16 protein-coding genes and 1 riboswitch are annotated in these 24,273 nt (G+C 60.1%); of the genes, 7 read left to right on the top strand and 9 right to left on the bottom strand.

What is annotated here, in order from left to right; genetic code table 11:
• The first annotated feature begins 62 nt into the window (after positions 1-62).
• Positions 63-2,384: a ribonuclease R gene (gene rnr, locus AC0L8G_RS09935; protein ID WP_473388695.1), complete on the top strand. Its 2,322-nt coding sequence runs from the start codon at positions 63-65 to the stop codon at positions 2,382-2,384.
• Positions 2,385-2,387: 3 nt separating this feature from the next.
• Here rnr and AC0L8G_RS09930 read toward each other — a convergent pair whose 3' ends face one another.
• The gene (locus AC0L8G_RS09930; RefSeq protein WP_473388694.1) at positions 2,388-4,520 is read right to left on the bottom strand and encodes a S9 family peptidase; all 2,133 of its coding nucleotides are present in this window, start codon (positions 4,518-4,520) and stop codon (positions 2,388-2,390) included.
• Positions 4,521-4,823: 303 nt separating this feature from the next.
• Here AC0L8G_RS09930 and msrA point away from each other — a divergent pair, with 303 nt between their 5' ends.
• Positions 4,824-5,426: a peptide-methionine (S)-S-oxide reductase MsrA gene (gene msrA, locus AC0L8G_RS09925; RefSeq protein WP_473388693.1), complete on the top strand. Its 603-nt coding sequence runs from the start codon at positions 4,824-4,826 to the stop codon at positions 5,424-5,426.
• Positions 5,427-5,573: 147 nt separating this feature from the next.
• On the opposite strand, the gene AC0L8G_RS09920 is transcribed toward msrA, so the two are convergent.
• Together AC0L8G_RS09920 and AC0L8G_RS09915 are read right to left on the bottom strand one after the other, a co-directional pair.
• Positions 5,574-7,832 (bottom strand): M3 family metallopeptidase, encoded by a 2,259-nt coding sequence (locus AC0L8G_RS09920; RefSeq protein ID WP_473388692.1) that lies wholly within the window; start codon positions 7,830-7,832, stop codon positions 5,574-5,576.
• 188 nt (positions 7,833-8,020) lie between these two features.
• Positions 8,021-9,079, bottom strand: a complete 1,059-nt coding sequence (locus AC0L8G_RS09915; protein ID WP_473388691.1) for an agmatine deiminase family protein — start codon at positions 9,077-9,079, stop codon at positions 8,021-8,023.
• Positions 9,080-9,163: 84 nt separating this feature from the next.
• A riboswitch (FMN riboswitch) is annotated at positions 9,164-9,342 on the top strand.
• A 173-nt stretch (positions 9,343-9,515) separates the two neighbouring features.
• On the opposite strand from AC0L8G_RS09915, the gene AC0L8G_RS09910 reads away from it, so the two are divergent.
• Both AC0L8G_RS09910 and AC0L8G_RS09905 read left to right on the top strand, forming a co-directional pair.
• Positions 9,516-11,900, top strand: coding sequence for a TonB-dependent siderophore receptor (locus AC0L8G_RS09910; RefSeq protein ID WP_473388690.1), 2,385 nt, complete (start codon positions 9,516-9,518; stop codon positions 11,898-11,900).
• 8 nt (positions 11,901-11,908) lie between these two features.
• Positions 11,909-13,141: an MFS transporter gene (locus AC0L8G_RS09905; protein WP_473388688.1), complete on the top strand. Its 1,233-nt coding sequence runs from the start codon at positions 11,909-11,911 to the stop codon at positions 13,139-13,141.
• Between the two features lie 70 nt (positions 13,142-13,211).
• On the opposite strand, the gene AC0L8G_RS09900 is transcribed toward AC0L8G_RS09905, so the two are convergent.
• The 3 genes from AC0L8G_RS09900 to AC0L8G_RS09890 form a co-directional block, all read right to left on the bottom strand.
• Entirely contained in the window at positions 13,212-16,460 is a 3,249-nt protein-coding gene (locus AC0L8G_RS09900; RefSeq protein ID WP_473388687.1) for a TonB-dependent receptor, read from the bottom strand.
• A gap of 290 nt (positions 16,461-16,750) precedes the next feature.
• Entirely contained in the window at positions 16,751-18,514 is a 1,764-nt protein-coding gene (gene argS, locus AC0L8G_RS09895; protein ID WP_473388686.1) for an arginine--tRNA ligase, read from the bottom strand.
• Positions 18,511-19,071: a hypothetical protein gene (locus AC0L8G_RS09890; RefSeq protein ID WP_473388684.1), complete on the bottom strand. Its 561-nt coding sequence runs from the start codon at positions 19,069-19,071 to the stop codon at positions 18,511-18,513. Before AC0L8G_RS09890 ends, argS begins: the two co-directional genes overlap by 4 nt.
• A 226-nt stretch (positions 19,072-19,297) precedes the next feature.
• Here AC0L8G_RS09890 and ispH point away from each other — a divergent pair, with 226 nt between their 5' ends.
• A complete protein-coding gene (ispH, locus tag AC0L8G_RS09885; RefSeq protein WP_473388683.1) occupies positions 19,298-20,272 on the top strand; it encodes a 4-hydroxy-3-methylbut-2-enyl diphosphate reductase in 975 nt (324 codons plus the stop codon).
• A 12-nt stretch (positions 20,273-20,284) separates the two neighbouring features.
• Positions 20,285-20,713 carry a ribonuclease HI gene (gene rnhA / locus AC0L8G_RS09880; RefSeq protein ID WP_473388682.1) on the top strand — a complete coding sequence of 143 codons (429 nt, stop codon included), beginning with the start codon at positions 20,285-20,287 and terminating at the stop codon, positions 20,711-20,713.
• A gap of 105 nt (positions 20,714-20,818) precedes the next feature.
• Here the strand turns inward: rnhA and AC0L8G_RS09875 are convergent, their stop codons facing one another.
• On the bottom strand, positions 20,819-21,301 hold the full coding sequence (locus AC0L8G_RS09875; protein ID WP_473388681.1) for a redoxin family protein: 483 nt from the start codon (positions 21,299-21,301) through the stop codon (positions 20,819-20,821).
• A gap of 115 nt (positions 21,302-21,416) precedes the next feature.
• Here AC0L8G_RS09875 and AC0L8G_RS09870 point away from each other — a divergent pair, with 115 nt between their 5' ends.
• Positions 21,417-22,043, top strand: a complete 627-nt coding sequence (locus AC0L8G_RS09870; RefSeq protein WP_473388679.1) for a YqgE/AlgH family protein — start codon at positions 21,417-21,419, stop codon at positions 22,041-22,043.
• A gap of 18 nt (positions 22,044-22,061) precedes the next feature.
• Here AC0L8G_RS09870 and AC0L8G_RS09865 read toward each other — a convergent pair whose 3' ends face one another.
• Positions 22,062-24,035 carry an EAL domain-containing protein gene (locus tag AC0L8G_RS09865; protein WP_473388678.1) on the bottom strand — a complete coding sequence of 658 codons (1,974 nt, stop codon included), beginning with the start codon at positions 24,033-24,035 and terminating at the stop codon, positions 22,062-22,064.
• A complete protein-coding gene (locus tag AC0L8G_RS09860) occupies positions 24,032-24,271 on the bottom strand; it encodes a hypothetical protein (protein ID WP_473388677.1) in 240 nt (79 codons plus the stop codon). Before AC0L8G_RS09860 ends, AC0L8G_RS09865 begins: the two co-directional genes overlap by 4 nt.
• Between the last annotated feature and the right edge of the window lie 2 nt (positions 24,272-24,273).

The raw sequence follows: 24,273 nt of genomic DNA, 5'->3' as shown, positions 1-24,273 counted from the left end.
CGCGCTTCAAGTCGAACCATGTTACCGGGTGGGTGTTATCGTCCCATCACGAAAGAAATCATTTGGCAAAACGCACAAAATCCACCTCCGGCCCTAAAAAAGCCGGCCTTCCTTCCAAACAAGACATCATCGCCTATCTCAAACAGACTGAGGGCGCTGCGGCGCGACGCGACATCGCGCGGGCCTTTGGCGTGAAGGGGGAAGCGCGGGCGGAATTGCGCGCCGTGCTGAAGGAAATGGATGCGAACGGATCAATCAATCTGAAGGGCGGCAAACGCATAGAACGCGCGGACGCCCTTCCCCCGGTTGCGCCGATTGACGTCATGTCAGTCGATGATGACGGCGATCTTTTGTGCATGCCCGCAAACTGGCTCGGCGAAACCGAACCGCCCATGATTCGCCTCTCGGCACGGCGCGCCGCAAAGCTTAAACCGTCGCCCGGCGTCGGCGACCGGCTGCTCGCGCGATTATCGCCAGCGGGCGATGACGGCTATGACGCCGATATCATCAAGGCGATCGGCAAAGGCGCGCATCGCTTTCTGGCGGTGTTTTATAAAAAACGCCGCGGCGGCGTCGCCGAACCGGTGGAGCGGCGCGTTCGCGACAACTTCACCATTGATGAAGGCGATGAGGGCGGCGCCAAAGACGGCGACCTGGTCTGGATCGAAACCAAGAATCCGCGCGGCTATGGCCCGAAAAAAGCGCGCGTGCGCGCCATCACCGGCCATATTGACGACAAGCACGCCTATTCCACTATCGCGCTCGCCAATCACGGCATCCCGACAGACTTCCCCGCTGCGGTGCTCGCAGAAGCGGAGAAAGCGAAGCTGCCCGCGCTTGGGGATCGCACGGATTTGCGCGACACGCCGTTGCTCACCATCGACCCGGCGGATGCGAAAGACCATGACGACGCGGTCTACGCCGAGCTGGATGATGATCCGGACAATGCCGGCGGCTACCGCGTCACTGTCGCTATCGCCGATGTCAGCTTCTTCGTGAAGCCGGACTCCGAACTCGACAAGGAAGCCTTAAAGCGCGGCAACTCCACCTATCTGCCCGATCGCGTGGTGCCGATGCTGCCCGAGCGGCTGTCCAATGATCTGTGCTCGCTGAAGCCGGAGGTCGACCGGCCGTGTCTGGCGGTGGAGATGACCCTCACCGCGCAGGGCGTGAAAATTCGCCATCGCTTCATGCGCGCGATGATGCGCTCCTATGCCAGGCTTTCCTATGAGGATGCGCAGGCGATCAGCGAAGGCGGACCCGCCTCGCCTGAACTGCAAAAAATCATCAAGCATCTCTATGACGCCTTCCGCGCCCGCAACAAGGAACGCGCGAAACGCGCGCCGCTCGATCTAGACCTGCCGGAACGCAAGATTATTCTCGACAAGAATGGCGATGTGGAGAAGGTCATCAAACGCGACCGTTTCGATGCGCATCGGGTGATCGAGGAATTCATGATCCTCGCCAATGTCGCCGCGGCCGAGGCGCTGGAGCGCGCGAAAACGCCGCTGATCTATCGCGTCCATGACACGCCCGATCCCGAAAAACTCGAAGCCGTTCGCGAATATCTCGAAACGCTCGACTATTCGCTGGCCAAAGGCGGATCTGTCCGCCCGGCGAATTTCAATCAGCTTTTAAAAATCGCTGAGAGCCGCAACCAGAAGGAAATGGTTTCAGAGGTTGTCCTGCGCTCGCAGCGCCAGGCGATCTATGACACCGAGAATGTGGGCCATTTCGGGCTCAATCTCGGGCGCTATGCGCATTTCACTTCCCCGATCCGCCGCTATGCCGACCTCGTCGTGCATCGCGCGCTGGTGAAGGCGTTCCGCCTCGGCGAAAACGGCCAGACCGAAAAAGAAGCAAAAGCGCTGTCCAAGATCGCTGAAGATATTTCAGATCTCGAGCGCCGTTCCATCGCCGCCGAACGCGAGTCGAATGACCGCTATCTTGCGGGCTATCTGGAGGGCCGTGTCGGCGCCGAATTCGACGCGCGGATCAGGGGCGTGACGAAATTCGGCCTGTTCGTGATGCTCGATGAAAGCGGCGCCGATGGATTTATTCCCATGCGCTCGATCGGCAGCGAGCGGTTTAACTTCGAAGAAAAAGAACACTCGGTTATTGGCCAATCGACCGGTGGCGTCTTCCAGCTCGGCCAGCCGGTAAAGGTGAAACTGGCGGAAGCCGCGCCGCTTACCGGGGGGCTGCGCTTTGAAATGCTGTCCGATCCCCTGCCCGGTTCGCCGCGAAAAAAGGGACGGTCGGGAAAACCGTCCTCGCCGGGCTATGGCCGCAAGACCAAGAAAAAGAAACACAACCCGGCGAAAGGCAAATCGCCGAAGAAAAAGCGCAGCAGAGCGAACGCCAAACCGAAACAGGGCGTGTAAGCGCTACTTTTTGTGCTTGACCGGCGTCGCGCCTTCGAGGCCCCAGACCTTAAGCGCAAACCCATAGAGATGCGCGCGCTCATCGAGGCGTTCAAACCGCGCCGCCGATCCGCCATGACCGGCGCCCATATTCATACGCAAGACGAAGGGACCGCCCGTCGCATCATCGCGCAGGCGCGCCACCCATTTTGACGGCTCCCAATAGGTGACGCGATAATCCGCCAGCCCGCCTGTCGCCATGACCGGCGGATAGTCCTCATGCTGGATATTCTCATAGGGCGAGTAAGCCGCGATCCAGTCAAATTGCTCTTTGCTGGTGATCGGATTGCCCCATTCCTCCCATTCCGGCGGGGTCAAAGGCAGATCCGCATCGGAAATTGTGTTGATCACATCGACAAACGGGACAGCGGCGATCACGCCGCCATAAAGGTCTGGCCGTAAATTCAACGCCGCCCCCACCAGCAACCCGCCGGCGCTGCCGCCATAGCTGACGATCCGGCCCGCGGATGTATAGCCGCCGCTGACCAGCGCCTGCGCCGCCGCGTTAAAATCGGTGAAACTGTTCATCTTCTTGTCGAGCGCGCCGTCAAGATACCATTGCCGGCCTTTATCGGCGCCGCCGCGCACATGGGCGATGGCGTAAACCGCGCCGCGATCCACCAGCGGCAGGATGTTGGTCGAGAAGGACGCCGATGTCGACAATCCATAGGAGCCATAGCCATAGAGCAGCGCCGGGGCGGAGCCGTCTTTCGGCGTTGTCTTAAGCCGCAAAATTGTCACCGGCACTTTGGCGCCGTCTGCGCCCTCAGCCTCGATCCGCTCCACCTTGTATAATGATGCGTCATGCCCGCTCGGCACTTCCTGCGTCTTGAGCAGCGTGCGCGTGCGCGACGCCATATCATAGTCGAATGTCTGTTCCGGCGTTGACGGCGATTCATAAGTGAAGCGGATAACGCTTGTGTCATATTCAAATCCGGCGCGCATGCCGAGGGCGTAAGCCGCCTCGTCAAACGAAACCACATGAGCGTCGCCGTCATAGGTCGAGATGACAATGCGCGGCAGGGCGTTTTCGCGCTCCACCCGGACGAGATACTTCTTGAACGCCGTAAAAGTGACGATCTGACTGCCCGGCTTGTGTTCCAGCCAGACCTTCCAGTTTTCCCGCCCCGGCGCCGCCACCGGCGCGGTGACGATCTTGTAGTCGACAGCGCCGCCGTCATTGGTCTGAATGAAAAACTGATCGCCGTGATGGTCCACATCGTAAAGCACGTTCGGTTCGCGCGGCGCGATCAATTGCGGGGCGGCCTCCGGCGCATCGGCGCGCAGGAACCGCGTTTCGCCAGTGACGTGATTGCTGGATGAAATGAAAATATACTCGCCGCTCTGACTTTTATCCACGCCGATAAAATACGCATCATCGGGCTCTTCATAGACCAGCTTGTCTGTCGCGGGATCGCTGCCAAGGCGGTGAAGCTTCACCCGTTTCGGGCGTTGATTGTCGTCGCGCTCCACATACAGGAAAGCGTCGGACGCCGCCGTCCACTCGATCGAGTGGCCATCGGCGCTTTCGACCGTCTCGGGAAATTCCTCGCCGGTGACTATGTTGCGGATACGGATCGAATAATATTCCGAACCGAGCCGGTCAGTGGCGATCGCCGCCAGCTTGTGGTCCGGGCTGTGCGCAACATCGCCGATGCTGAAAAATTCGCTGTCGCCGCGCTCGGCGTCGCCGTCGTAAATCACCTCTTCGCCGCCGCCATCGAGGCGCGTGCGCAGATAGACCGGATATTCCCCGCCTTCGCGGAATCGCGACGAATACAGCCAGTCGCCATCCTTGACCGGAACGGAACTGTCGTCTTCCTTGATGCGGCCGCGCATTTCTTCAAAAAGACGGTTGCGCAAGTCATCGAGATCGCCGGTGACCGCAGCGTAATACTCATTTTCCGCATCAAGCACCGAGCGAATATCCGGCTGAAGCAGCGACGGATCGCGCAGCACGTCCTGCCATTTCTCATCACGCAACCAGGCATAATTGTCGATGCGGACCTTGCCATGCTGGGTAATTTCAACGGGTCGTTTTTCGACAATGGGAGCTTCAATTTTTCGCGTTTCGGCGAACGGATCGCGCTCGGACATGATGTTCTCTTTTGTGTTCGGTTGGGGATCTGTGGTGAGGGCAAGCGTGAAACACGGCTATATGCGCTGGTGCGGCAGGTCTATTGAAGCTTCATTTCATCTCGCGAGGTCGGTTCCGGCGTAGACATAGCCCGGATGCGCGCCGCGAGGCAATTGGTCTATTTTGTTGATTTTATTTATATTTTTACCGCACATTCCATGCCTGCATGAACCCCCTCATAACATTAAGGTGAGGCGCCCCTTCGTGACTGGCGCGGCGCGCGGCGCCCACGCATATGGGAAGGCGCAAAGGAGACTGGCCTGATGAAATTTCCGCTCTTCGCCCTAGGCGCCGCCGCTGCGCTGGGCGCCATTTTTCTGCCATCGGAAGGACCGCGCGCCGCAGAAGGCGACGCATCCAAGACCGCCAGTGCGGTGTTCGCGGGCGGGTGTTTCTGGTGCATGGAGTCAGATTTCGAAAAGCTCGACGGCGTCGGCGATGTGGTTTCCGGCTATGCGGGCGGATTGAAACAAAACCCCACCTATCGCGATCATGACGGACATCTGGAAGTGGTGCGCGTTCCCTATGATCCGTCAGTCGTCACCTATCGCGAACTGACCGACTATTTCTTCCGCCATGTTGATCCGCTCGATGCGGGCGGACAGTTCTGCGACCGGGGTCACTCTTACACAACCGCCGTTTTTTATTCGAATGCGGAAGAGTATGAAGCGGCGAGCGCTGCAAAAAAGGAAGCAGAAACGGAACTCGGCGAAAGCGTTGTCACGCCGCTGATTGAATTGACGCAATTCTGGGAGGCCGAGGGCTATCACCAGGATTATTACAAAAAGAATCCCATCCGATATAAATATTACCGCACCAGTTGCGGCCGCGACCGGCGCGTTGATCGGGTATGGGGCGAGCACTAACCCCATAAACAAGCCGCCGACTAATCCTTTGAGACGCAAAAAATCCTTCATCCTGAGGGCCGCGAAGCGGCGTCTCGAAGGGCATGAAGACTTTTTGCTCCTCAGGATGAAGGCTCAGCAAAGTGCCGAGCCTTCATGTGTTTTTGCCTATTCTATAGTCGACTTGCCGCTATCGCCGCCGGCGACCGGGAAACCGCGATCGCGCATCAAGGCCTCAATCCGCGCGTCGCGACCGCGGAAATTGCGATAAGCCTCCGCCGGATCGATCGCATTGCGCGGCGCAAAGAGATTGTCGACCAGCTTTTTCGCCACCTCTTTGTCGTAGAAACCGCCCGGCGCTTCCGCAAAAGCTTCGGCCGCATCGGCGGTCAGCACATCCGCCCACATGTAGCCGTAATATCCTGCGGAATATCCTTCGCCGGAAAACACATGACCGAAATGCGGCGACCGGTGACGCATGACCATCTCTTCCGGCAGGCCGAGTTCAGCGAGTGTCTCGCGCTCGAACTTGTCGGGATCAATGCCGGTCGGATCGACCATATGATAGCGCATATCCATCAACGCCGAGGCGAGATATTCAGTCGTGTCGAAGCCTTGCTTGAAGGTCGACGCCGCCTTGATCTTCGCCACCAGTTCCGCCGGCATGGCTTCTCCGGTTTCATGATGGACAAGATACTTGTCGATGACCGCATCGGTCGACAGCCAGCGTTCCAGCAATTGCGATTGAAACTCGGTGTAATCGCGCACGCCGCCATTCAACGTCGGATAGGCGACATTCGACGACAGATAATGCAGCGCGTGACCGAATTCATGGAAATAGGTTTCCGCATCGTCCCATGAAATCAGCACCGGCTCGCCGGGCGCCGCTTTCACGAAGTTCGAATTATTGGTGGCGAGCACCGTTTTTTCGACGCCATCCAGCGTTTCGTGGCTGCGGAAGCCCGACGCCCAGGCGCCGGAGCGTTTGCCCTGCCGCGCAAAGGGATCGAGATACCACAGGCCGATCAACTTGCCGGAGGTCTTGTCGTTGACTTCCCAGACTTTCACATCCTCATGCCAGACCGGCACGGAGCCTTCAGGAACAGGGGTGAAGTTGAAATTGAACAACTCGCCAGCGACGAAGAACATCGCATCGCGCAGCTTGTCGAGCTGGAGATATTGTTTCACTTCATCCGAGTCGAGATCATATTTCGCCTTGCGGACTTCCTCCATATAATAGCGATAGTCCCAAGGCGCGATTTTAAAACCGCCGCCTTGCGCGTCGACGATCTCCTGCATTTCGGCGACTTCCTCATGCACCCGCGCGACCGAAGCCGGCCACACCGCTTCCAGCAGGCCCAAGGCCTGTTCCGGCGTTTTCGCCATGCGGTTCTGCAAGCGCCATGCGGCGTAGTTGGGATAGCCCAGCAGCTTCACCCGCTCGTCACGGAGCTGCAGAATTTCAGCAATCAGCGCGTTGTTGTCATACTCATCGCCATGATCGCCGCGGCTGTAATACATCTCCCAGACCTGCTGGCGCAGCGCCCGGTCATCGGCGAAAGTCAGCAGCGGATCCATGGAAGAGCGCGTATTGGTGACCGCATAGGCCCCGTCGCCCGGCCTGCTTTGCGCCGCTGATTTGGCGGCGGCGAGAAAGTCCGCCGGCAAGCCGCCGGTCTGGTCTTCGCCGAAGTAAATCACATATTCTTCTTCGTCATGAAGGACGTTATTGGCGAATTTCGTGTGCAATTCCGCGAGGCGTTTGTTGATCTCGGCGTAACGCTCCTTCGCCTCCCCTTCGAGAGTCGCGCCGTTTGACGCAAAGCCGTCATAGGTCAGCCATACGAGGCGCTGCTGGTCGGGGCGAAGGCGCTTCATCTCCTCGCCTTCATAAACCGCTTTCACACGCGCAAAGAGTTTTTCGTTCTGGCTGATCTTGGAGCTGAATTCGGAAAGCTTCGGCGCCATTTCCGATTGAATGTCGCGAAATTCCGGCGTCGACATGTTGGACGACCAGATGCTCCAATAGGCAAACCCGTTTCCAAGTTCTTCACCGGATTTTTCAAGTGCAATGATCGTGTTGGCGAATGTCGCGGGCTCGGGATTGTTGGCGATGGCGTCCACTTCCGCGAGGTTCTTTTCCATCCCCGCTTCGATCGCCGCCTTGATGCCGGAAATCTTGGCTTCACCGAATTGCGGCACGCCATTATACGGCCCCTCAAACGAGGCAAGCAGCCTGTCGGTAACCGGATCGCCCGTTTTCGCTGGCCCCAGCCCTGCAAAAAGATCACCAATATCTTCGTTTACCGGTTCAATCATTTCCGACGTTTTTCCATTCTGCGCTCCCGCATCGGGCGCCTGATTTTGTCCGCAGCCATATAGCGCCGTTGTCAGCGCCAAAGTCGATATAAGAATTTTCATCCGCATGGTGCGGCTCCTTTCGTCATCCGGTCATTCGGCAATCCGGCGGAGCCAAGCCTCCCGTGAAGCGGGCGTCGGCCCCGGATTTGGGCGCATCCTGCGGGGCTGCGGGACGGGTGACAAGGCGCAAAGCCAGCCAAGCCCTCGCCTCACCGCAGAATTCCGTCGGTTCATCGCCGGCAAGGTCAGAACGGTCAGGCGGGCTGTTGCTGCGAAATGCAGTGAAACGAACCGCCGCCGGTAAGGACATGCGAACTGTCGACCGCGACAAAATAGGGACGCTCGATCAGGCCCTTCAAAATCTCCGCCGCTTCAAGGCCGGGCGCCGTGTCGCCGGTCAGCTTTCCATAGACCGGCAGGACAACCGAATGATTGGCGATGTAAAAATTCATATGGCTTGCGGCGGCCGCCTCGCCGTCCATTTCCGCGCGCCCCGGCGAAGGTATGGTGACGACGTCGAGTTTTCTTCCCTGCGCATCGGTGGCGGCGGAAAGCGTCTTTTCAATCGCCGCGAGGACAGCCGCGTTTGGATCGTCATCGCCAGTCGGCCGCATGCAGACAACTTTCCCCGGCGCGACGAAACGCGCCAGATTGTCCACATGGCCATCAGTGTGATCGCCCGCCAGCCCTTCATCGAGCCAGATGGTTTTTTCCGCGCCAAGCGCGGCTTTCAACACCGCCTCCACATCCTTTTCGCTCATCCCCGGATTGCGGTTCTTGTTGAGCAGGCATTGGCGCGTGGTGATGAAGGTCCCCTCGCCGTCAGTTTCCAGCGCGCCGCCCTCGCCGACAAACTCGTCAAACATCCGCAGGCGCACGCCCGCATGACCGGCGATGACGCTGGAAATCTCGTCATCTTTCGGCAGGAGATATTTCCCGCCCCAGCCATTGAATGAAAAGGCGCTGGCGACCAGCGCGCCGGTTTCGTCTTTGGCGAAGACAGGCCCGGTGTCGCGCAGCCAGACATCGCCGATGGGCGCGTCATGCAGGCTCAACAGAGACGGGTCCGGCAGGCGCGCGCGCATGATCTCCGCCGCGGCCAGCGCATCGGCCCCGCGCGCCAGCAAGTGCACGGGCTCGCCGCGTTCCGGCGCACCCTCGCCGCCGGGGAACAAAATCGCGCGGATGAAATCCTCAATCTCCGCCCTGGCGGGGCCGAGATCGTCCTCCCACAGATCGGCGGCGCTGGGCCAGCCGATCCAGACGGCGTCGTGCGGGGCCCATTCTGCGGGCTGGCGGCGGGAAGAGAGCATGGGGCTTGTCCGTTATCTGCGTGGGCTTGTTGCCGCCAAGCGGCCTCAACGCTATATAGGCGCCTGCGGAGCGATCCGCGACATAGAAATCTTCGGGGCGGGGTGAAAGTCCCCACCGGCGGTAATGCGAAGGATTTTTCTTTCGATGAGCCCGCGAGCCGAGGTGAGCCAGCCCAGATCGCAAGACCGGGGCCAGCCCGCCAAAGCAGATTCCGGTGAGAGCCCGGAGCCGACGGTCATAGTCCGGATGAGAGAAGATTGACGCGAAAAAGACGGTTCCCATCCTTCTGAAGGGGTGGTGCGCCGGCTTTTAAGCCATGCGTGCAGGCGGATTCTGTCCGGCGGCGCCGGGCTGTGCGTTGATGCGGGCCTTGCCCGCTTTCCCCTCTCCTCCATCCCCGTTTCAACCAGCGCCTCGGCGCGGGAACGGTATGTGATGCGTAAGTCGGTTTTGTTTTTTGCAGCGGCATTGGCTTCGAGCGGCGCTTTGGCGCAACCGGGCGTCGATGAGATCATTGTCACCGCCGACCCGTTGCGGCTGGTGGAGCTGGATGCGAGCCGCGCGGTGACGGGGCTCGACCTTTCCTATGCGCAGGCGCCGCGCTCAGTGAATGTCATCGCCGATGCGCTGATCGATCGCTTCTCGATTGAAACGGTCGATGACCTCGCCGCCTTCGCGCCGGGCGCGTTTACGGGCAGCTTTTTCGGCGTGCCCGGCTCGGTCGCGCTTCGGGGCAACCGCGCCGACACTTATTTTCACGGTTTCAAACGCGTCGAAAATCCCGGCACCTTTCCGACGCCGCTTGGCGCCAGCGAGCGCATTGAAATCGTCAAGGGCCCGACGCCAGCGATCTATGGCGCGGGCCGCGTCGGCGGTTTTCTCAACATCACGCCGCTAACCGCGCGCACCGCAAAAGAGGTGAGCGAAAGCGGACATCTGCTGGCCTTGAGCGGAACCCTCGGCTCTTATGACAAGCGCATCATTCGCGGCGATGCGGGCGTCGCGTTTGACCTCGGCGCCTATGACGCAGGGATTTACGCCCACGGGGAATACGAAAACTCAGACAGTTTCTATCACGGGATTTCGCCGGAACGCACGCTGGTTCAATCATCCTTCACCCTTGCAAAAGACAATTTCGAAGCGGAATTCGGCGGCGCCTATTTCTCCTCCGACGGATACAAACAGACCATTGGCTGGAACCGCGTCACCCAGGATCTGATCGACAACGGAACCTATATCACCGGGCGCGACACCGATCTCTCCGACCTGAATGGCGACGGCAAACTGACTCCTGACGAAGTGGACGCCGCTGTCGGAACATTTTTCGGCACATCCAATATCCGCCAGTTGATCGACTATGGCTTTTTCCCTTCGCCCGCATTCGCGCTGGATGACAATGTCGGAACCGCAACGCTGTCGCCGCGCACTGTCTATATCGCGGACGAAGACATTGCGGACGCGCAAACCTACACCGCTTACGCCGACCTCGCCTGGACGCTGGGCGAGGATGTGCTGCGCCTGCAGGCTTTTTATGACTCCATGGATAGCGATCTTTATGTGAGTTACGGCTTTGCGGCGGAATATATCGCCGACGTTTACGAACTGCGCGGCAGCTACAAATTCGATGTGGGCGCGGGCCCGGTGACATTGGATGCGTTGCTCGGCGCCTCCTACCGTTCTTACACGAATGAAACGCGCCAGACCTTTCTCTCCGGCTATCTCGCGGTCGACCGGCGTGACTTGACCGTCGGCCCGACCGGCGGCGACATTTTCGATGATCCGTTTTCGCAGGAAGCGAACGGTATTGGCTGGGACACCGATCTCTCCTCCAGAACCACGGATCTCGCTTTCTTCGCCGTCAGCGATATCGCCATTTATGACCGGCTTCACCTGCTCGCGAGCCTGCGCCTTGACCGTTTCACCGCTTCGTCGATCAACACCGGCGCCACGATTTTTAATCCGGCGCTGGGCAATGTCCGTTTCGAGGGCAGCGACTTCAAGCCAAGCTATGAGCTGTCGCTGCGCTATGATGCCTCCGACGCGTTTTCACTTTATGCGACCTTCGCGGAAAACAACGCGCTTGAAACCAATGATGGCGGCGGCATCGAAGTCGACCGCATCGACCAAGATAATTTCGTCGCGGACTCAGATCTTTACGAAGCCGGCGTCAAACTCTCGCGCCGCGACCTTGCGGGCTCCCTCGCCTTTTATCGCCAGACCCGGCAACGCACCGACCCTTTCGGCAATCTTGACGAGGAAACGTCAAAGGGCGTCGAAGGGGAGTTGAAATATCTGCTGTCCGACGCCTTCTCGGTCAACGGCGCCGTAACCTGGCAGCAAACGCGCATCGGCGCGCCGGGCGCCTGCGGTTCGGGCAATGGCGAATTCGTCGTCATCCCGCCTTCGCGCGCAGGGATTTCTCCGGCCGATGGCTATGGCGGTCTGATCGCCGCGCTCAATGCGTCCTGCCTCGCCGAACTGCAAGACGGTTATCGCCGCAACACCGCGCCGGAATGGCTTGCTTCCGGCTTCGTCACCTATACCGGACCACAAACCCGGCTCGGCGCCTTTGGCGCATCGTTCGGCGCCGTTTATGTGGGCGAGACCGGCGGCAAAATCGAAAACGCCATCACCCTGCCCGACTATGTGCTGGCGAAAGCGGCGCTGTTCTATGAGTTCAACAATCTCTCGCTGATCGCCAATATCGATAACCTGTTCGACAAGCGCCACTTCGTGCCGGTGCAGAATGTCTATGAAGAAGTCGGCGTGCTGCCCGGGCGCGGGCGCGAATTCACCATCACCCTCAAGGCGAAGTTTTAGGAGCGGCCATGTTTGTCAGCAAACGGGCCGCGGGCCTGATACTCGTCCTTAGCCTGATCTTTTTTCACATCACGGCGTCGACCTTCGCTTCGCTTGGGGTTGTGCTGCCAGCGATGATTGCGGAACTGGGCTGGAGCTGGACGCAGGCCGGCTTCGGCTTCACCGCGCTGGCGCTGTTCACCGGCCTGTTCAGTCCGGTCGCTGCGGAGAGCCTGAAACGTCTTGGCCTGCGCGGCAATTATGCGGCGGGCGGCGCGGCGATGGCGGCGGGCTTCCTGCTGCTCAGCGCGGCGCAAGGCATGGGCGCCTATCTCGCCGCGACATCGCTGCTCGGCGCCGGTTTTGCGCTGCTCGCCAATGTGCCCAGCACCTATGTGATTGCGCGCACTGTGCTGGCGCGCTCGCGCAATTTCGTGATCGGCGCCTATCTCGCTGCAGGCGGCGCCGGGGGCGTGGCGGGACCGTTAATGGCCCATGCGCTGATCGAAGATGGCGGCGACTGGCGCCTTTACTGGCGCCTTGCGGCGATCCTCATGCTTATTCTCACCGCCCTCTTTCTGGCGTTCGCCGATCACCGTTTCCTGGCCTCGCGACATCACGATGACGAAGCGCAAGCCCAGTCACCCGAAGCAGACAAGGCCGCGCCGCGCGACTGGACCCTGAGCGAGGCATTGCGCTCGCCCGCCTTTTACCTGATTGGCGGCGCCTTGATGGCTGCGTATTTTTGCGGCGTGTCGGTCTCTAGCTGGGCGGTGACGCATCTCACCGGGCTCGGGCTTTCCGCCGGTTTCGCCAGCGCCATGCTCAGCCTGCACGCCGCGTCGAACGCGGCGGCCCGTGCGGCGGGCGGCGTCGCAGTGAAACGCATTCGCGCGCGTTATTTGCTGATCGCCGGTCTCGCGGCGGAAGCGGTCGGCATGATTGCTCTGTCCTTTGCGCAAAGCGAAAGCGTCGCCATCGTCTTTGCGCTGTTTGAAGGCTTCGCCTTCGGCATGACGCTGTTTGCGACAACCGTGCTGGCGATTGAATATTTCGGCATCAAACATTCGCCGGCCATTCTCGGCGCGATGAATCTGTTCGCCACCGTGGCGATGCTCGGGCCGACGCTGACCGGGATGACCGGCGATGCGTTCGGTTCCTTCTCGCCGATCTTCCTGATCTATGGGACCGGCGCAGGCGCTCTCGCCCTCGCCGGACTGTTCATCCACAACCCGAATGAAGCCATCCCCGCACGGTCATAGACGCCGGCGCCGGGACAAAAGAAAAGGCGGGCCGAGGCCCGCCTTTTCCGATTTGCGTGGGTCGCCAGGACTAGAAGTCGTAGCGGACGCCCAGATTGATGCTCCACACGGACGGACCATAGATGATGTCCTGCGGTTCACGATCAAGGTTCAGGTCGGTAAACACGAACTGCGTACCGTCGCCCGACAGCTCTGATTCAATAATCGGCACAACGTGACCCGCGGCGCCGAAGGTGACCTCGCGGTAAACACCCCAGCTATCGTTGATCAGATTGGTCAAGTTATCGACGTCGAGGATCAGGCGAAGACGATCACCGTCACGGAAGCCCGGCAGTTCCTGTTCGAAGCGCAGGTCGACCTTGCCCCACCAATCGGAATTGAAGCCGTTACGCGGCGCGATGCCGCCGGCATATTCGTCAAGACCGGTTTCGCCGAGGAAGTTGAACAGATCCGTGACTTGAGCGGCTGACAACATGGAGAAGTCAACCAGCGGATCTGTCGGACCGGTCGGAACATAGACCAGTGTCCGGCGTTCGGAAACGTCCATATCGCCGAACAGGTTGGCGCCGCCCAGCGTAGCGTTGCGGCCCGCACCGGTGTCAAAGGTGTAGCTGTAAGGCTTGCCGCTGTTCAGTTGCCCGGTCAGGGACATGCGGGTCTTCAGCTCGCCGAAGAACTCGGCTGCGAAATCAGCGCGCGCCGTAAAGGCGTGCTTGGTTTCGTAGTTAGATGTAGCGATTGGCAGGTTGTTGTAATCCGCCGTCGCGACGTTGTCGTAGTTCGATCCGGCCGTTGAGCTCGTCGCCGGGCTCACGTCTTTCGCATCGGTATAGGCATAGCCAGCATAGAACTTGCCGGAAAAAATACCCGCTTCCCAAGGCTTATCGACATAACCCGAGAGCACAATTGTTTTCGGGGAAAGGTCGGTGTTGGTCAGCATCAGGACGCCGCCATCGCCATATCCGAAAAGATCGTCATAGATCGGACGACCGTCCGGCGCCGTGTCTACAACAACGCGATCGAGGTTCTGCCAAGTGTTCGCATTTTCCTGAATGTTGTAGAGGAAATCCACACCGAACAGCCAGTCATCGCCCAACGGACCAAGGTCGGCGACGTATTTCGCGCCGGCCGTGAAGCGCCAGATCGAAGACATTTTATAATTCGGGTCGATCAGGTTAACGGAGCCTTCCCCGCCAGCAGCAGCGGCGGCATTGGCTGCGAGCATTTCCGCCGGAAGGTTATAACCGTCAAACCCAGTAAGGATCGGGTTATCGATGTAACCGATGACATTCCCGGCCATATCTTCGATTTCGTCATCTCTTTCAGAAGCCGAACCGATATTGAAACCGGTGTTGGCGAAGCTGTTCGACAACCACACCGACGGATCGCCGCCAGAAAAACGACCGACGCCAAAGGACAGGTTCAAGCGGTCATTAACGCTGTATTCGATGCCAACACGCGGTTGAAGCAAAGACACGCCGTCAAAAGTTGCGTCATTTGCAACGCCATACTGATCGACGTTGAGTTGGTTGAACTGCGGCGCGTCGCTCATGGTGATGAAGTCGTAACGCAGACCCGCCGTAACCGTCATGGCGCTGTTCGGCGTCCACTGGTCTTGCAAGTAGAACGTATTCAGCGTGCGCTTGAAGGATGCGCCCGCATCGTCTTCCATGTTCGAACCGGCGTTTTGATAGAAAATATCTCTCGGGTTCATCATCTCCAGATCATCGATCGAGGCGTAGGACGCAAGTCCTTCCGCGCCGAAGATATAGAGGTTGAAGAAGTCATAGGTTTCACGCTCGTAACCGCCTTTGAAGACGTGGTCGCCGAGAATGTACTGGCCTTTGACTTTGATGTTCAGCGAAGAGCCGCTGAGCTTGTTGGCGTGACGGTTCGGATCCGGACCGACAAAGATGGTGCCGCCATCGGTCGTGGTGATTTCCATTTGTGCGAAATCGGTGCCGTAAAGCGAATTCTGACCGGTGATGCGGTCGAGATAGGAAACCAGGATCTCCGTGGAGAACTGGTCGGTCCAGTCGGAGAACAGGCGTCCGGAATAGACTTCCATGTCTTCCGAACGGCCATACCAGTTCGAAGACAGGCCCAGCTCATCGGCAGACGTGCTGGTGCCCTGATCAACTGTGACCTCGCCATAAGTGTCCTGATAGGACAGCTCAAGGCGCTGATTGTCGGTGATGTAAGCGTCAAGCTTGACATACCAGCGTTCGTCCGTGTCCGGCGTGCTCGAAGGAATGTCGCCAGCATTGAATCCGTAAACGTCCTGCATGATTTGCTGGACGCGGGTGACGTCAGTGAGGCTGACACCATCGACTTCGTTCACGAAACCACCGCCGGAAGGGCCGGTGATGTAGGTGTCGGTGCCGGCGAATTTTTCGTAAGCCGCCGTAAAGAAGAGGCGGTCCTTGATGATCGGGCCAGTGATGACGCCGCCATAGGACTTCTCATCGGTGTCTGGCTTGTTGACCGACGCGCCGTCCAGCGAATTGCCGTTCAGGCCGGAGAGTTGGTAGTCAAGGAAACCGCGACCATGGAATTCGTTTGAACCGGATTTGGTGACGACGTTGATGTTACAGCCGGTGAAGCCGCCATATTCGACGTCCACTGGAGCGATCTCAACCGCGACCTGCTCGGCGACGTCAAACGGGAATGGCAGACGCTGAGTCGGGTAGCCATTGTCGTTGAGGCCGAAAATGTCGTTCTGACGGATGCCGTCGATCGTCAGGGAGTTAAAGCGCTCGTTGGAGCCGACGCAGCGGATGCCGCGCTGATAGGACTCGTCGATGTTGATGCGCGGATCGAGGCGAACGATGTCTTTGATGTCGCGATTGACCGCAGGCAGTTGTGCAAGGTCGGACGCGCTGAACACTGCTGACGGACCGGCGGCGACTTCTGCGACGGCGGAGCGCGTTGCAACAACGACGATTTCATCCGATGTGGCGCTCGCTGCGTCGAGTGAGAAACTCAATAGCGAGGTGCCGCCCAGATCGAGCGTGACGCCTTCAACAGCTTCGCCCTGATAGCCGGAAGCCGTTGTCGTTACTGTATAAGCACCCGAAACTGACAGGTTCGGTGCGTAAAAACGTCCTTCGCTATCCGTCGACACGGAGCGCGATGTGCCGGTGTTGGTGTTGGTGACGACGACCGTCGCACCGGAAAGCGGCGCACCGGAAGCGTCCGTAACTGTCCCGCGGATGCCGGATGTGGTCTGCTGAGCGAGAACCGGAGTCGCCACCGTGGCGAATGCGGTCGTCAGCGCGATCGCCGCCACACCGGCGGAGAGCGTTTTCATTAGCTTCATGTGATATTCCCCAAGCTGGAACTGTTTTTGGCCGCAACCCCGATTGCGCACCGCAATATAACGCGACTGGCCTTAGGTAACTTAGATGACAATCGCGTGACAACGACTGCAGCTTTTCTTGATATTTGTGCGACGTTTTGGCGGCGCTTCCCGGCGCGCATGATTGTGGAAAATAAGGCTAGGATAATTGACCGGTTAGCGCTCGAACGGTGCGATTAGCAATATTTTCCACTTTTGCCCGTCCAGCAATTCGCCGCCGGGTGTGTGCAGAAGGCCACAGCCAATCAGCGCTACATTCGTTCCGGGGCTGAAAATCCGAGCAGCGAGAGGACAAGATCGAGCTGTCCGCCCGCAGCGCTGGCGAGACCGAGTCGCGAGGCGCGCAAGGCCGGGTCTGGCTCGTCGACCATGCGGCAGGCCGCATAAAACTTGGAAAAAGTCTGGGCCAGCGTGAAGGCGTGGTCGCATAGGAGATGCGGCAGGCGCTTGTCATAAGCGTCGCGCAGCGCATCGGCGAAATTGAGCAGCACCAGCGCCAGATCCGCCTCCTCCGGCGCGGCGATGGCCGCCGCTCCCGCCTCGCCTGCGCCGGCGGCTTTCGCCTTGGCGACAACCGAGCGGACCCGGACGCTTGCATAGAGCAGATACGGCCCGGTTTTGCCCTCAAACGCCATGAAACGGTCGAGATCGAATATGTAGTCGCTGGTGCGCGGATTGGAGAGATCGGCGAATTTCAGCGCCGCGATGCCGACCTGGCGCGCAACGGATTGCGTCTCCGCCTCGCCATAGCCCTCGGCGAAGCCATTCTCCACCAGGCGCTCTTTGGCGCGCGTCGTAACCATGTCGATAAAGTCGCGCAGCTTGAGCGTGCCGCCTTCGCGGGTTTTGAACGGCTTGCCGTCCTTGCCGTTCATGGTCCCGAACCACAAATGCTCGAGCTTCGCCTCTTCGAAATAGCCCGCTTTCTCCACCGCCCGGAACACCTGCTCGAAATGCAGGCGCTGGCGCGCATCCACCACATAGAGCATGCGATCGGGATCGAGGTCGCGCTTGCGGTCGACAATTGTCGCGATATCCGTCGCGTGATAGCCAACCGCCCCTTGCGAATTCAGGAAGATGATCGGCGGCATCTCCTTCTTGTCGTCATCGCGGGCGACGCGAATGATCTGCGCCCCGTCTGAGAGCTCGAGAACGCCGCGCGCCTTGAGGTCTTCGGCGAGTTCCGGGATCAGCGGATCAGCGTCCGCCTCGCCCTTCCAGAGATCGAACTCCACATCGAGATCGGCATAGTCCTTCTTCATCGCATTGACCGAGAGGTCGACGAAATGGCGCCACAGGGCGCGATAGCCGGGGCGCCCGTCCTGCAGTTCTTTGGTAGCAGCGCGCGCAAGGTCGGCGCGGGCTTTGTCGGCTTTACACGCCCCTGAAGCCGCCGGGTACATTTCCTCAAGATCGGAAAGGCTTATGGGCGGGTCTTCAGGAAACGGCCCTTCCGCGCCCGGCGTGAAATAGACAAGATCGGGCTGGCGCAATTGCAGCTCGGAAATGAGCTGACCCATTTGCAGGCCCCAATCGCCCAAATGCACATCGCCAATCACTTCGTCGCCGGCAAAGCGCAAGATGCGCTTCAAGCTCTCGCCGATGATCGCCGCGCGCAGATGGCCCACATGCAGCGGCTTGGCGACATTCGGCCCGCCATAGTCGATGACGGTCTTTTCCGCCGACGGTGTTTTCCAGGCGCCGAACCGGCCATCGGCGCGCAGCGCATCAATACGCGCCGACAGGAATTGCGGGGTCAGCTTGAGATTGATGAAGCCCGGCCCGGCGACCGTCACTTCGGCAAATTCATCGCGCTTGGCGAGACGGTCCGCAATCGCCCCGGCGATTTCACGCGGGTTCTTTTTCGCAGCCTTGGCCGCGGCCAGCGCACCGTTGCACTGAAACTGCGCGAGGTCCGGCCGGTCCGCAGCCTTCACCGCACCGAGCGCAGCGTCGAGCCCTTCGGCGGCGAACGCCTCGCCGGCGATGGCCGACAATTCGTCTTTCAGGGTCATTTCAGATTCGGGAATTTCAGGCTCTTGCCGGACCGGTTGTAGATCGCCTGCTGCGGCGTCACCGAGAACCCGACGATGATTTCGAAGTTCGAGCCGGAGATGTTCTCGCCGGCGCGCGGGATATGCACCTTGTCGATATCCACGCGTATCACTTCGATCGGCTTGTCTTCGCTGAACTTGATCGGGACCTGGAACTCTTTCTTTTCGATGACTTCCGTATCCTTACGGGTGACCGCCACGAAATAGGTGAAGACTTTCTGCGCCTCGGCGCCCTTAGGTCCGCGGCCGAAAGCCAGATCGATCGACACGCCCGCCTCAATCGGCTCATCGGAGAAATACCGGCAGTTGGAGGTGACATCGACCATCTCGCCCGTATAGGCGACATTGTCGATCGATTCATCGCCGTCGAATTCGACAAAGCGCGAGGCCTCGCTCAACACCAGGATATTGGGACAGGGGGCCGGGTTGCCCTCCCGCGCAGCACGCGCCTTCTCCGAACTGGCGCATCCGCTCAATGCGACTGCGGCGATAAGCGCTGATGCTAGGAGTGTTTTCATCGGCCCGGACCCTTTATTTATTCCACAAAATCGCCTTGGGACCGCCTTTCGGACGCCGGAACCGGACATTACTCCGATCCCTGCCGCGGCGGCGCCCAAATGAGGGCAGCATCTCGTAGCGTCTCACCGCCGGAGGCGCAATGTCCTATTCGACGCGCCGCCGGGCAGCTCCGGCGCGCTTCGTGAAACCGGGCCGAAAACCGGGCCAGAAAGAAGAAAGGCCGCCATGACGCGCACGCCAAGCGCGGCTGATAGAACAGCCCCCAAACCTCCGATCCGGGTGCGCCTGGCGAGCCCGCGCGGCTTTTGCGCCGGCGTGGAGCGCGCGATTCGCATGGTCGAGGAGAGCCTTGAGCTCTATGGGGCGCCGGTCTATGTGCGCCACGAAATCGTTCACAATAATCATGTGGTCGCCCGCCTGTCGGCGATGGGCGCGGTCTTTGTCGAAAGCCTTGACGCTGTGCCCGCAGACCGGCCGGTGGTGTTTTCCGCCCATGGGGCGCCGAAATCCGCGCATGACGAGGCCGCCAGCCGCAAGCTGGCGAAGATCGACGCCACCTGCCCGCTTGTGCTGAAAGTGCACAATCAGACCCGCCGCCATATCGCCGCCGGGCGCAATGTCATCCTGATCGGCCATCATGGCCATCCGGAAGTGATCGGCACGATGGGCCAGGCGCCGGAGGGGGCCGTCACGCTGGTTGAAACCGTCGCCGATGTCGCCGCCCTGCCCGAGCCCGGCGGCCCTCTCGCCTATGCGACGCAGACGACGCTTTCCGTCGACGAGACCCGCGACATTCTCGCTGCGCTGATCGCGCGCTTTCCCGATATCGCAGGGCCGGTGAAGGAAGACATCTGCTATGCGACCTCGAACCGGCAGAAAGCAGTGAAAGCCACCGCGAAAGGCGTGGATCTGTTTATCGTCATCGGCTCGCCCACCTCTTCGAATTCCGTCAGGCTGGTGGAGACGGCGCGCATCGCCGGCGCAAAACATGCGATGCTGATGGAAGACGCGAAGGCGGCGGACTGGGCGCTGCTGCAAAACGCCAAAACCATCGGCCTCAGCTCCGGCGCCTCGGCGCCTGAAATGCTGGTCGAGGAGTTCTTGACCGAACTGGCGGCGCGCCGCACGGTGACCATCGAAACCGTAGAGACCGCGCGCGAGAACATTGTTTTCAAATCACCGCTGCGCCTCGCCAGCTAGGATTTAACAGTCATGATCGAAGTCTTCACCGATGGCGCCTGTCTCGGCAATCCGGGACCCGGCGGATGGGGTGTCTTGATTATCGAAGCGGGCGAAGAGCGCGAACTGAATGGCGGCGAGCCCGACACCACGAACAACCGGATGGAAATGTTCGCCGCGATCCGCGCGCTTGAGGAAACCCCCAGCGACGAAAAGATCGTGCTGTTCACCGACAGCCAATATGTGAAGAACGGCATTACCAGCTGGATTCACGGCTGGAAGAAGAAGGGCTGGAAGAACGCAGCGAAGCAGCCCGTGAAAAATCGCGATTTATGGGAAAAGCTGGATGCGCTGACGGCGAACCGCGACATCGAATGGCGTTGGGTCAAAGGCCATAACGGCCATCCCGAAAATGAACGCGTCGACGAATTGGCGCGCCAGGGGGCGCAGGCTTACGCCTGATCTTTCGAGACGCCCAAACCCTTCTTCATCCTGAGGGCGCGCATAAAATGCGCGCGGACTCGAAGGGCGATGAAGGGTTTGGGCTCCTCAGGATGTAGAACCGGCTTAAAGCTGGCCAAGCATGTGCTCGGCGCTGGAAACATCGAATGCGCCCGGCGCTTCGACATTCAGTTCCTTGACCACGCCATTATCAATGACAGCGGAAAAGCGCTGCGAGCGCTCGCCCATGCCGAAGCCTTTGCCATCCATGACAAGACCAAGCGCGCGCGCGAAATCGCCATTGCCGTCCGCCAGCATGACGACCTTGTCGCCGGCTTTTTGATCTTTCGCCCAGGCGCTCATGACGAAGGCGTCATTCACCGACATGCAAACGATCTTGTCGACGCCTTTGGATTTGAACTCATCCGCCTTGGTGACAAAGCCCGGCAGGTGCTTGGCCGAACAGGTCGGCGTGAATGCGCCGGGTACGGAGAAAAGCGCAATCTTGCCGGCGCCGAAAAGCTCCCCGGTCTGCGCCGCTTGCGGGCCCTCGCCCGTCGCCACCATGACTTTGACGTCTGGAATTTTGTCGCCCACAGCAATGCTCACGTTTGTCTCTCCTTTGTCCGTGTTTCTGCACGGCTTTTAGGCCTCTGGAGCCGGAACGTCCACAGCAAAGGCCGCCCTTGCATCGGCGGCGGGCGAGCCTTATTTTTACACCCATATGAGTGACAAGCCTCCGCCACCCTTTGCGCGCGCCTGCGACTATCTTGCCGGCCAGATGCTGATCGCCATGCCCAATATGGGCGACCCGCGCTTTGACCGGTCGGTGATCTTCCTGTGCGCCCATGACGAGGATCACGCCATGGGCGTCATCGTCAACAAGCCGCTGGACGATGTGGATTTGTCTGAATTGCTGCAACAGCTGGAAATTTCTCCGCAGGACGGCGCGGATGACACGCCGGTGTTTTTCGGCGGCCCGGTGCAGACCGAGCGCGGGCTGGTCCTGCACACGCTCGATTACGAGCTAGAGACGACGCTGACGCTTGGCGATGGCCTTGGCCTCACGGCGAGCCGCGACATCCTGATCGATATTGCGGGCAGCGAATCAAAGCGCCCGGCGCCGCGCCGGTTTCTGCTCGCCGTCGGTCATGCCGGCTGGGGCCCCGGTCAGCTTGAAAAGGAAATCGCGATGAACGCCTGGGCGCATTGCGAACCGGACGAAGCGATCATCTTCAATGGCGCGGAAGACGCATTGTGGAAACGCGCGCTGGAAAAGCTCGGCGTCACCAGCGCGATGTTATCGACCGAATGGGCGTCGGTGCGTGACGAAGACAAGCCGCTAAATTAACCTGCCGCAACCGCGCGACTAGCGCAGATCCTGCGCGCCGCCCCAAAACCGCCAGCGGCGATGCTTGCGCTCCATGACGTCTTCTTCTGCAAAGTCGACATCATCGGCTTCATTCTCGGCTTCCGCCAGCACAAAGCCCGTTCCGGTTTTTTCTTCCGGCCCATCAGCGGAAAGCGCCGGCGACGGGTCGCCGTCAGTTTGCTCAGCGTCGTCAAGCTGTGCTTGAGGCTCTGACGGTTCCGGCGTTTCGCTGTCCGGCGCACCCGACGCCAGCGTCGCCTCAGGCGCATCCTCAGCATCCGGGACTGGCGCGGCGGATTCGGCCGGCGCTGTATCGAGCACCACCGGCTTGCCAAAAGCGAAGCCCTGGCCATAGGCGCAGCCGATTTTACGGGCTTTCGCAGAATCGGCTTTCGACTCAACGCCCTCGACAATGACCTTCAGTCCCAGCTCTTTGCCGAGGCTGGCCAGCGACGCGACGATCTTCGCGCCATCGCCATCGGATTCGAGATCGCTGGCGAAGGACTTGTCGATTTTGAGATAGTCGAAATCATATTTCCGCAGGTTCGACAGGCAGGTGAAGCCCGCGCCGAAATCGTCAAAGGCCAGCGCAACGCCGGACGCTTTCAATTTACGGAAAACCGCCCCGGCGAGCGTCGTGTCATTAACGTCATCGGCTTCGGTCAGCTCCAGGACCAGCGCATTTTTCGGCAGATCGTATTTGGCTACGGTTTCACGCACCGCCGTCAGGAAACTTTCCTCGCGGATCTGTCCCCAGGAGACATTCATCGCCACGAACAGATCCTTGCGCTTTTCTTCCTTCAGCGCGTCGGACAGAAACGAAGCCGCCTGTTCCAGCATCGTCGCGGCCAGGGCGCCGCCGGCGCCGATCCGTTCGGCCGCGCGAACAAAACGCTCAGGCCCTTCGTCGACGCCGTCATCCTGACCGCGCCAGCGCGCCAGCGCTTCATAACCTGCGACTTTTTCATTATCGAGCGACACGATGGGCTGGAACGCCGCAACGATGTCGCCATTGGCGAGCGCCGCAGAAAGTTTTGACGACATCGAATCGGCTGAGGCGGGCACGACCGCCGCTTCGGTTGCGTATTTCAGACGCGCTTCGTCAATCGGGCTTCCCGCCAGCGGCTCGACAAAAGCAACGAGACGTTCGATTTCGCCGGAGCCTTCATCCGCCGCACGCGCCCCGCGCAGGCGCATCATGCGTCCGTCAAACAGCTTGAGGCAAACATCGTAAGGACCGTCCACCGGCGCCAGCAATTCAGAATCAAATCTGGCGGCATCATCGGGATGGACAAAATTGCGCAACGCGTCGGGCGTAAAGGGCGCATTGGAATCCGCGCCGAGCAATGCGGCTAGCGATTCGGTCTGGTTGATCGCTTCCGGGCTCCAGTCCCAGATGGCGACGCCGGAATAATCGAGGACTTTGGCGATCTGACTGTCGAGCACAATCTCGGAACGCTCGCGCGCCGAGCGCACTTCGCGATGGCGCGGCTGTGCGTCATGGCTGGTGCGCACGCCGAAATCGATGCCGGCGCCGCGCGCCGCGCCCGCATGCTCCATCGCCTGGGACATGCCGGTCTCGGTCAGGGCGATGATGCTGGCGGCGAGAATGCCGAGCGTGAACATGCCGTGGGAGGCGAAGGCCATCATGCCGGACTCCGCCGCGCTGAACATGCCGAGCAACGGCGCCGCCGCCGCGAGCAGAACACCGGGAAGCACCAGCCGGGCGCCGCTGTCGCCGCGCAATGCTTGCGCCAGGGACAGGATAACGGCGAAGGCGCCGACCCCGATCAGCGCCCAGCGCATTAGCGGCGCCAGATCGATGCGGTCGAAGAAATTGATGACGCCCATGCCGCCAATCACCAGCGCAGCGGTGAACATCACGCCGCCGAGCAGCGGGTTATATCGCGCCGCGCCGATCGATGCTGAAAGGAAGACGATGGCGGCCGCTGCAAACAGCGCCTGCATCATGACAATCGCCGAGGGCGATATTTCAGAAAAAAGCCGAGCCAGGAAAATTCGAGCGCCGCGGCGCCCATGACCATTAGCAGCGCGCAAACCGCGAGACCGCTTCTTCGGATCGCCGCATAACCGGCGAGGAAAGCCATCGCTACAATGAATGCGCCCGCTACGGCGCCACGCAATAAATCCGCCTGAGCCAGTCCGGAAAACCCCTCAGACACGCCTAATACGCCAACTGCCAACATAT

The organism is Hyphococcus sp. D3-15, assembly GCF_055809375.1.
This window is presented reverse-complemented; position numbering and strand designations above follow the sequence as displayed.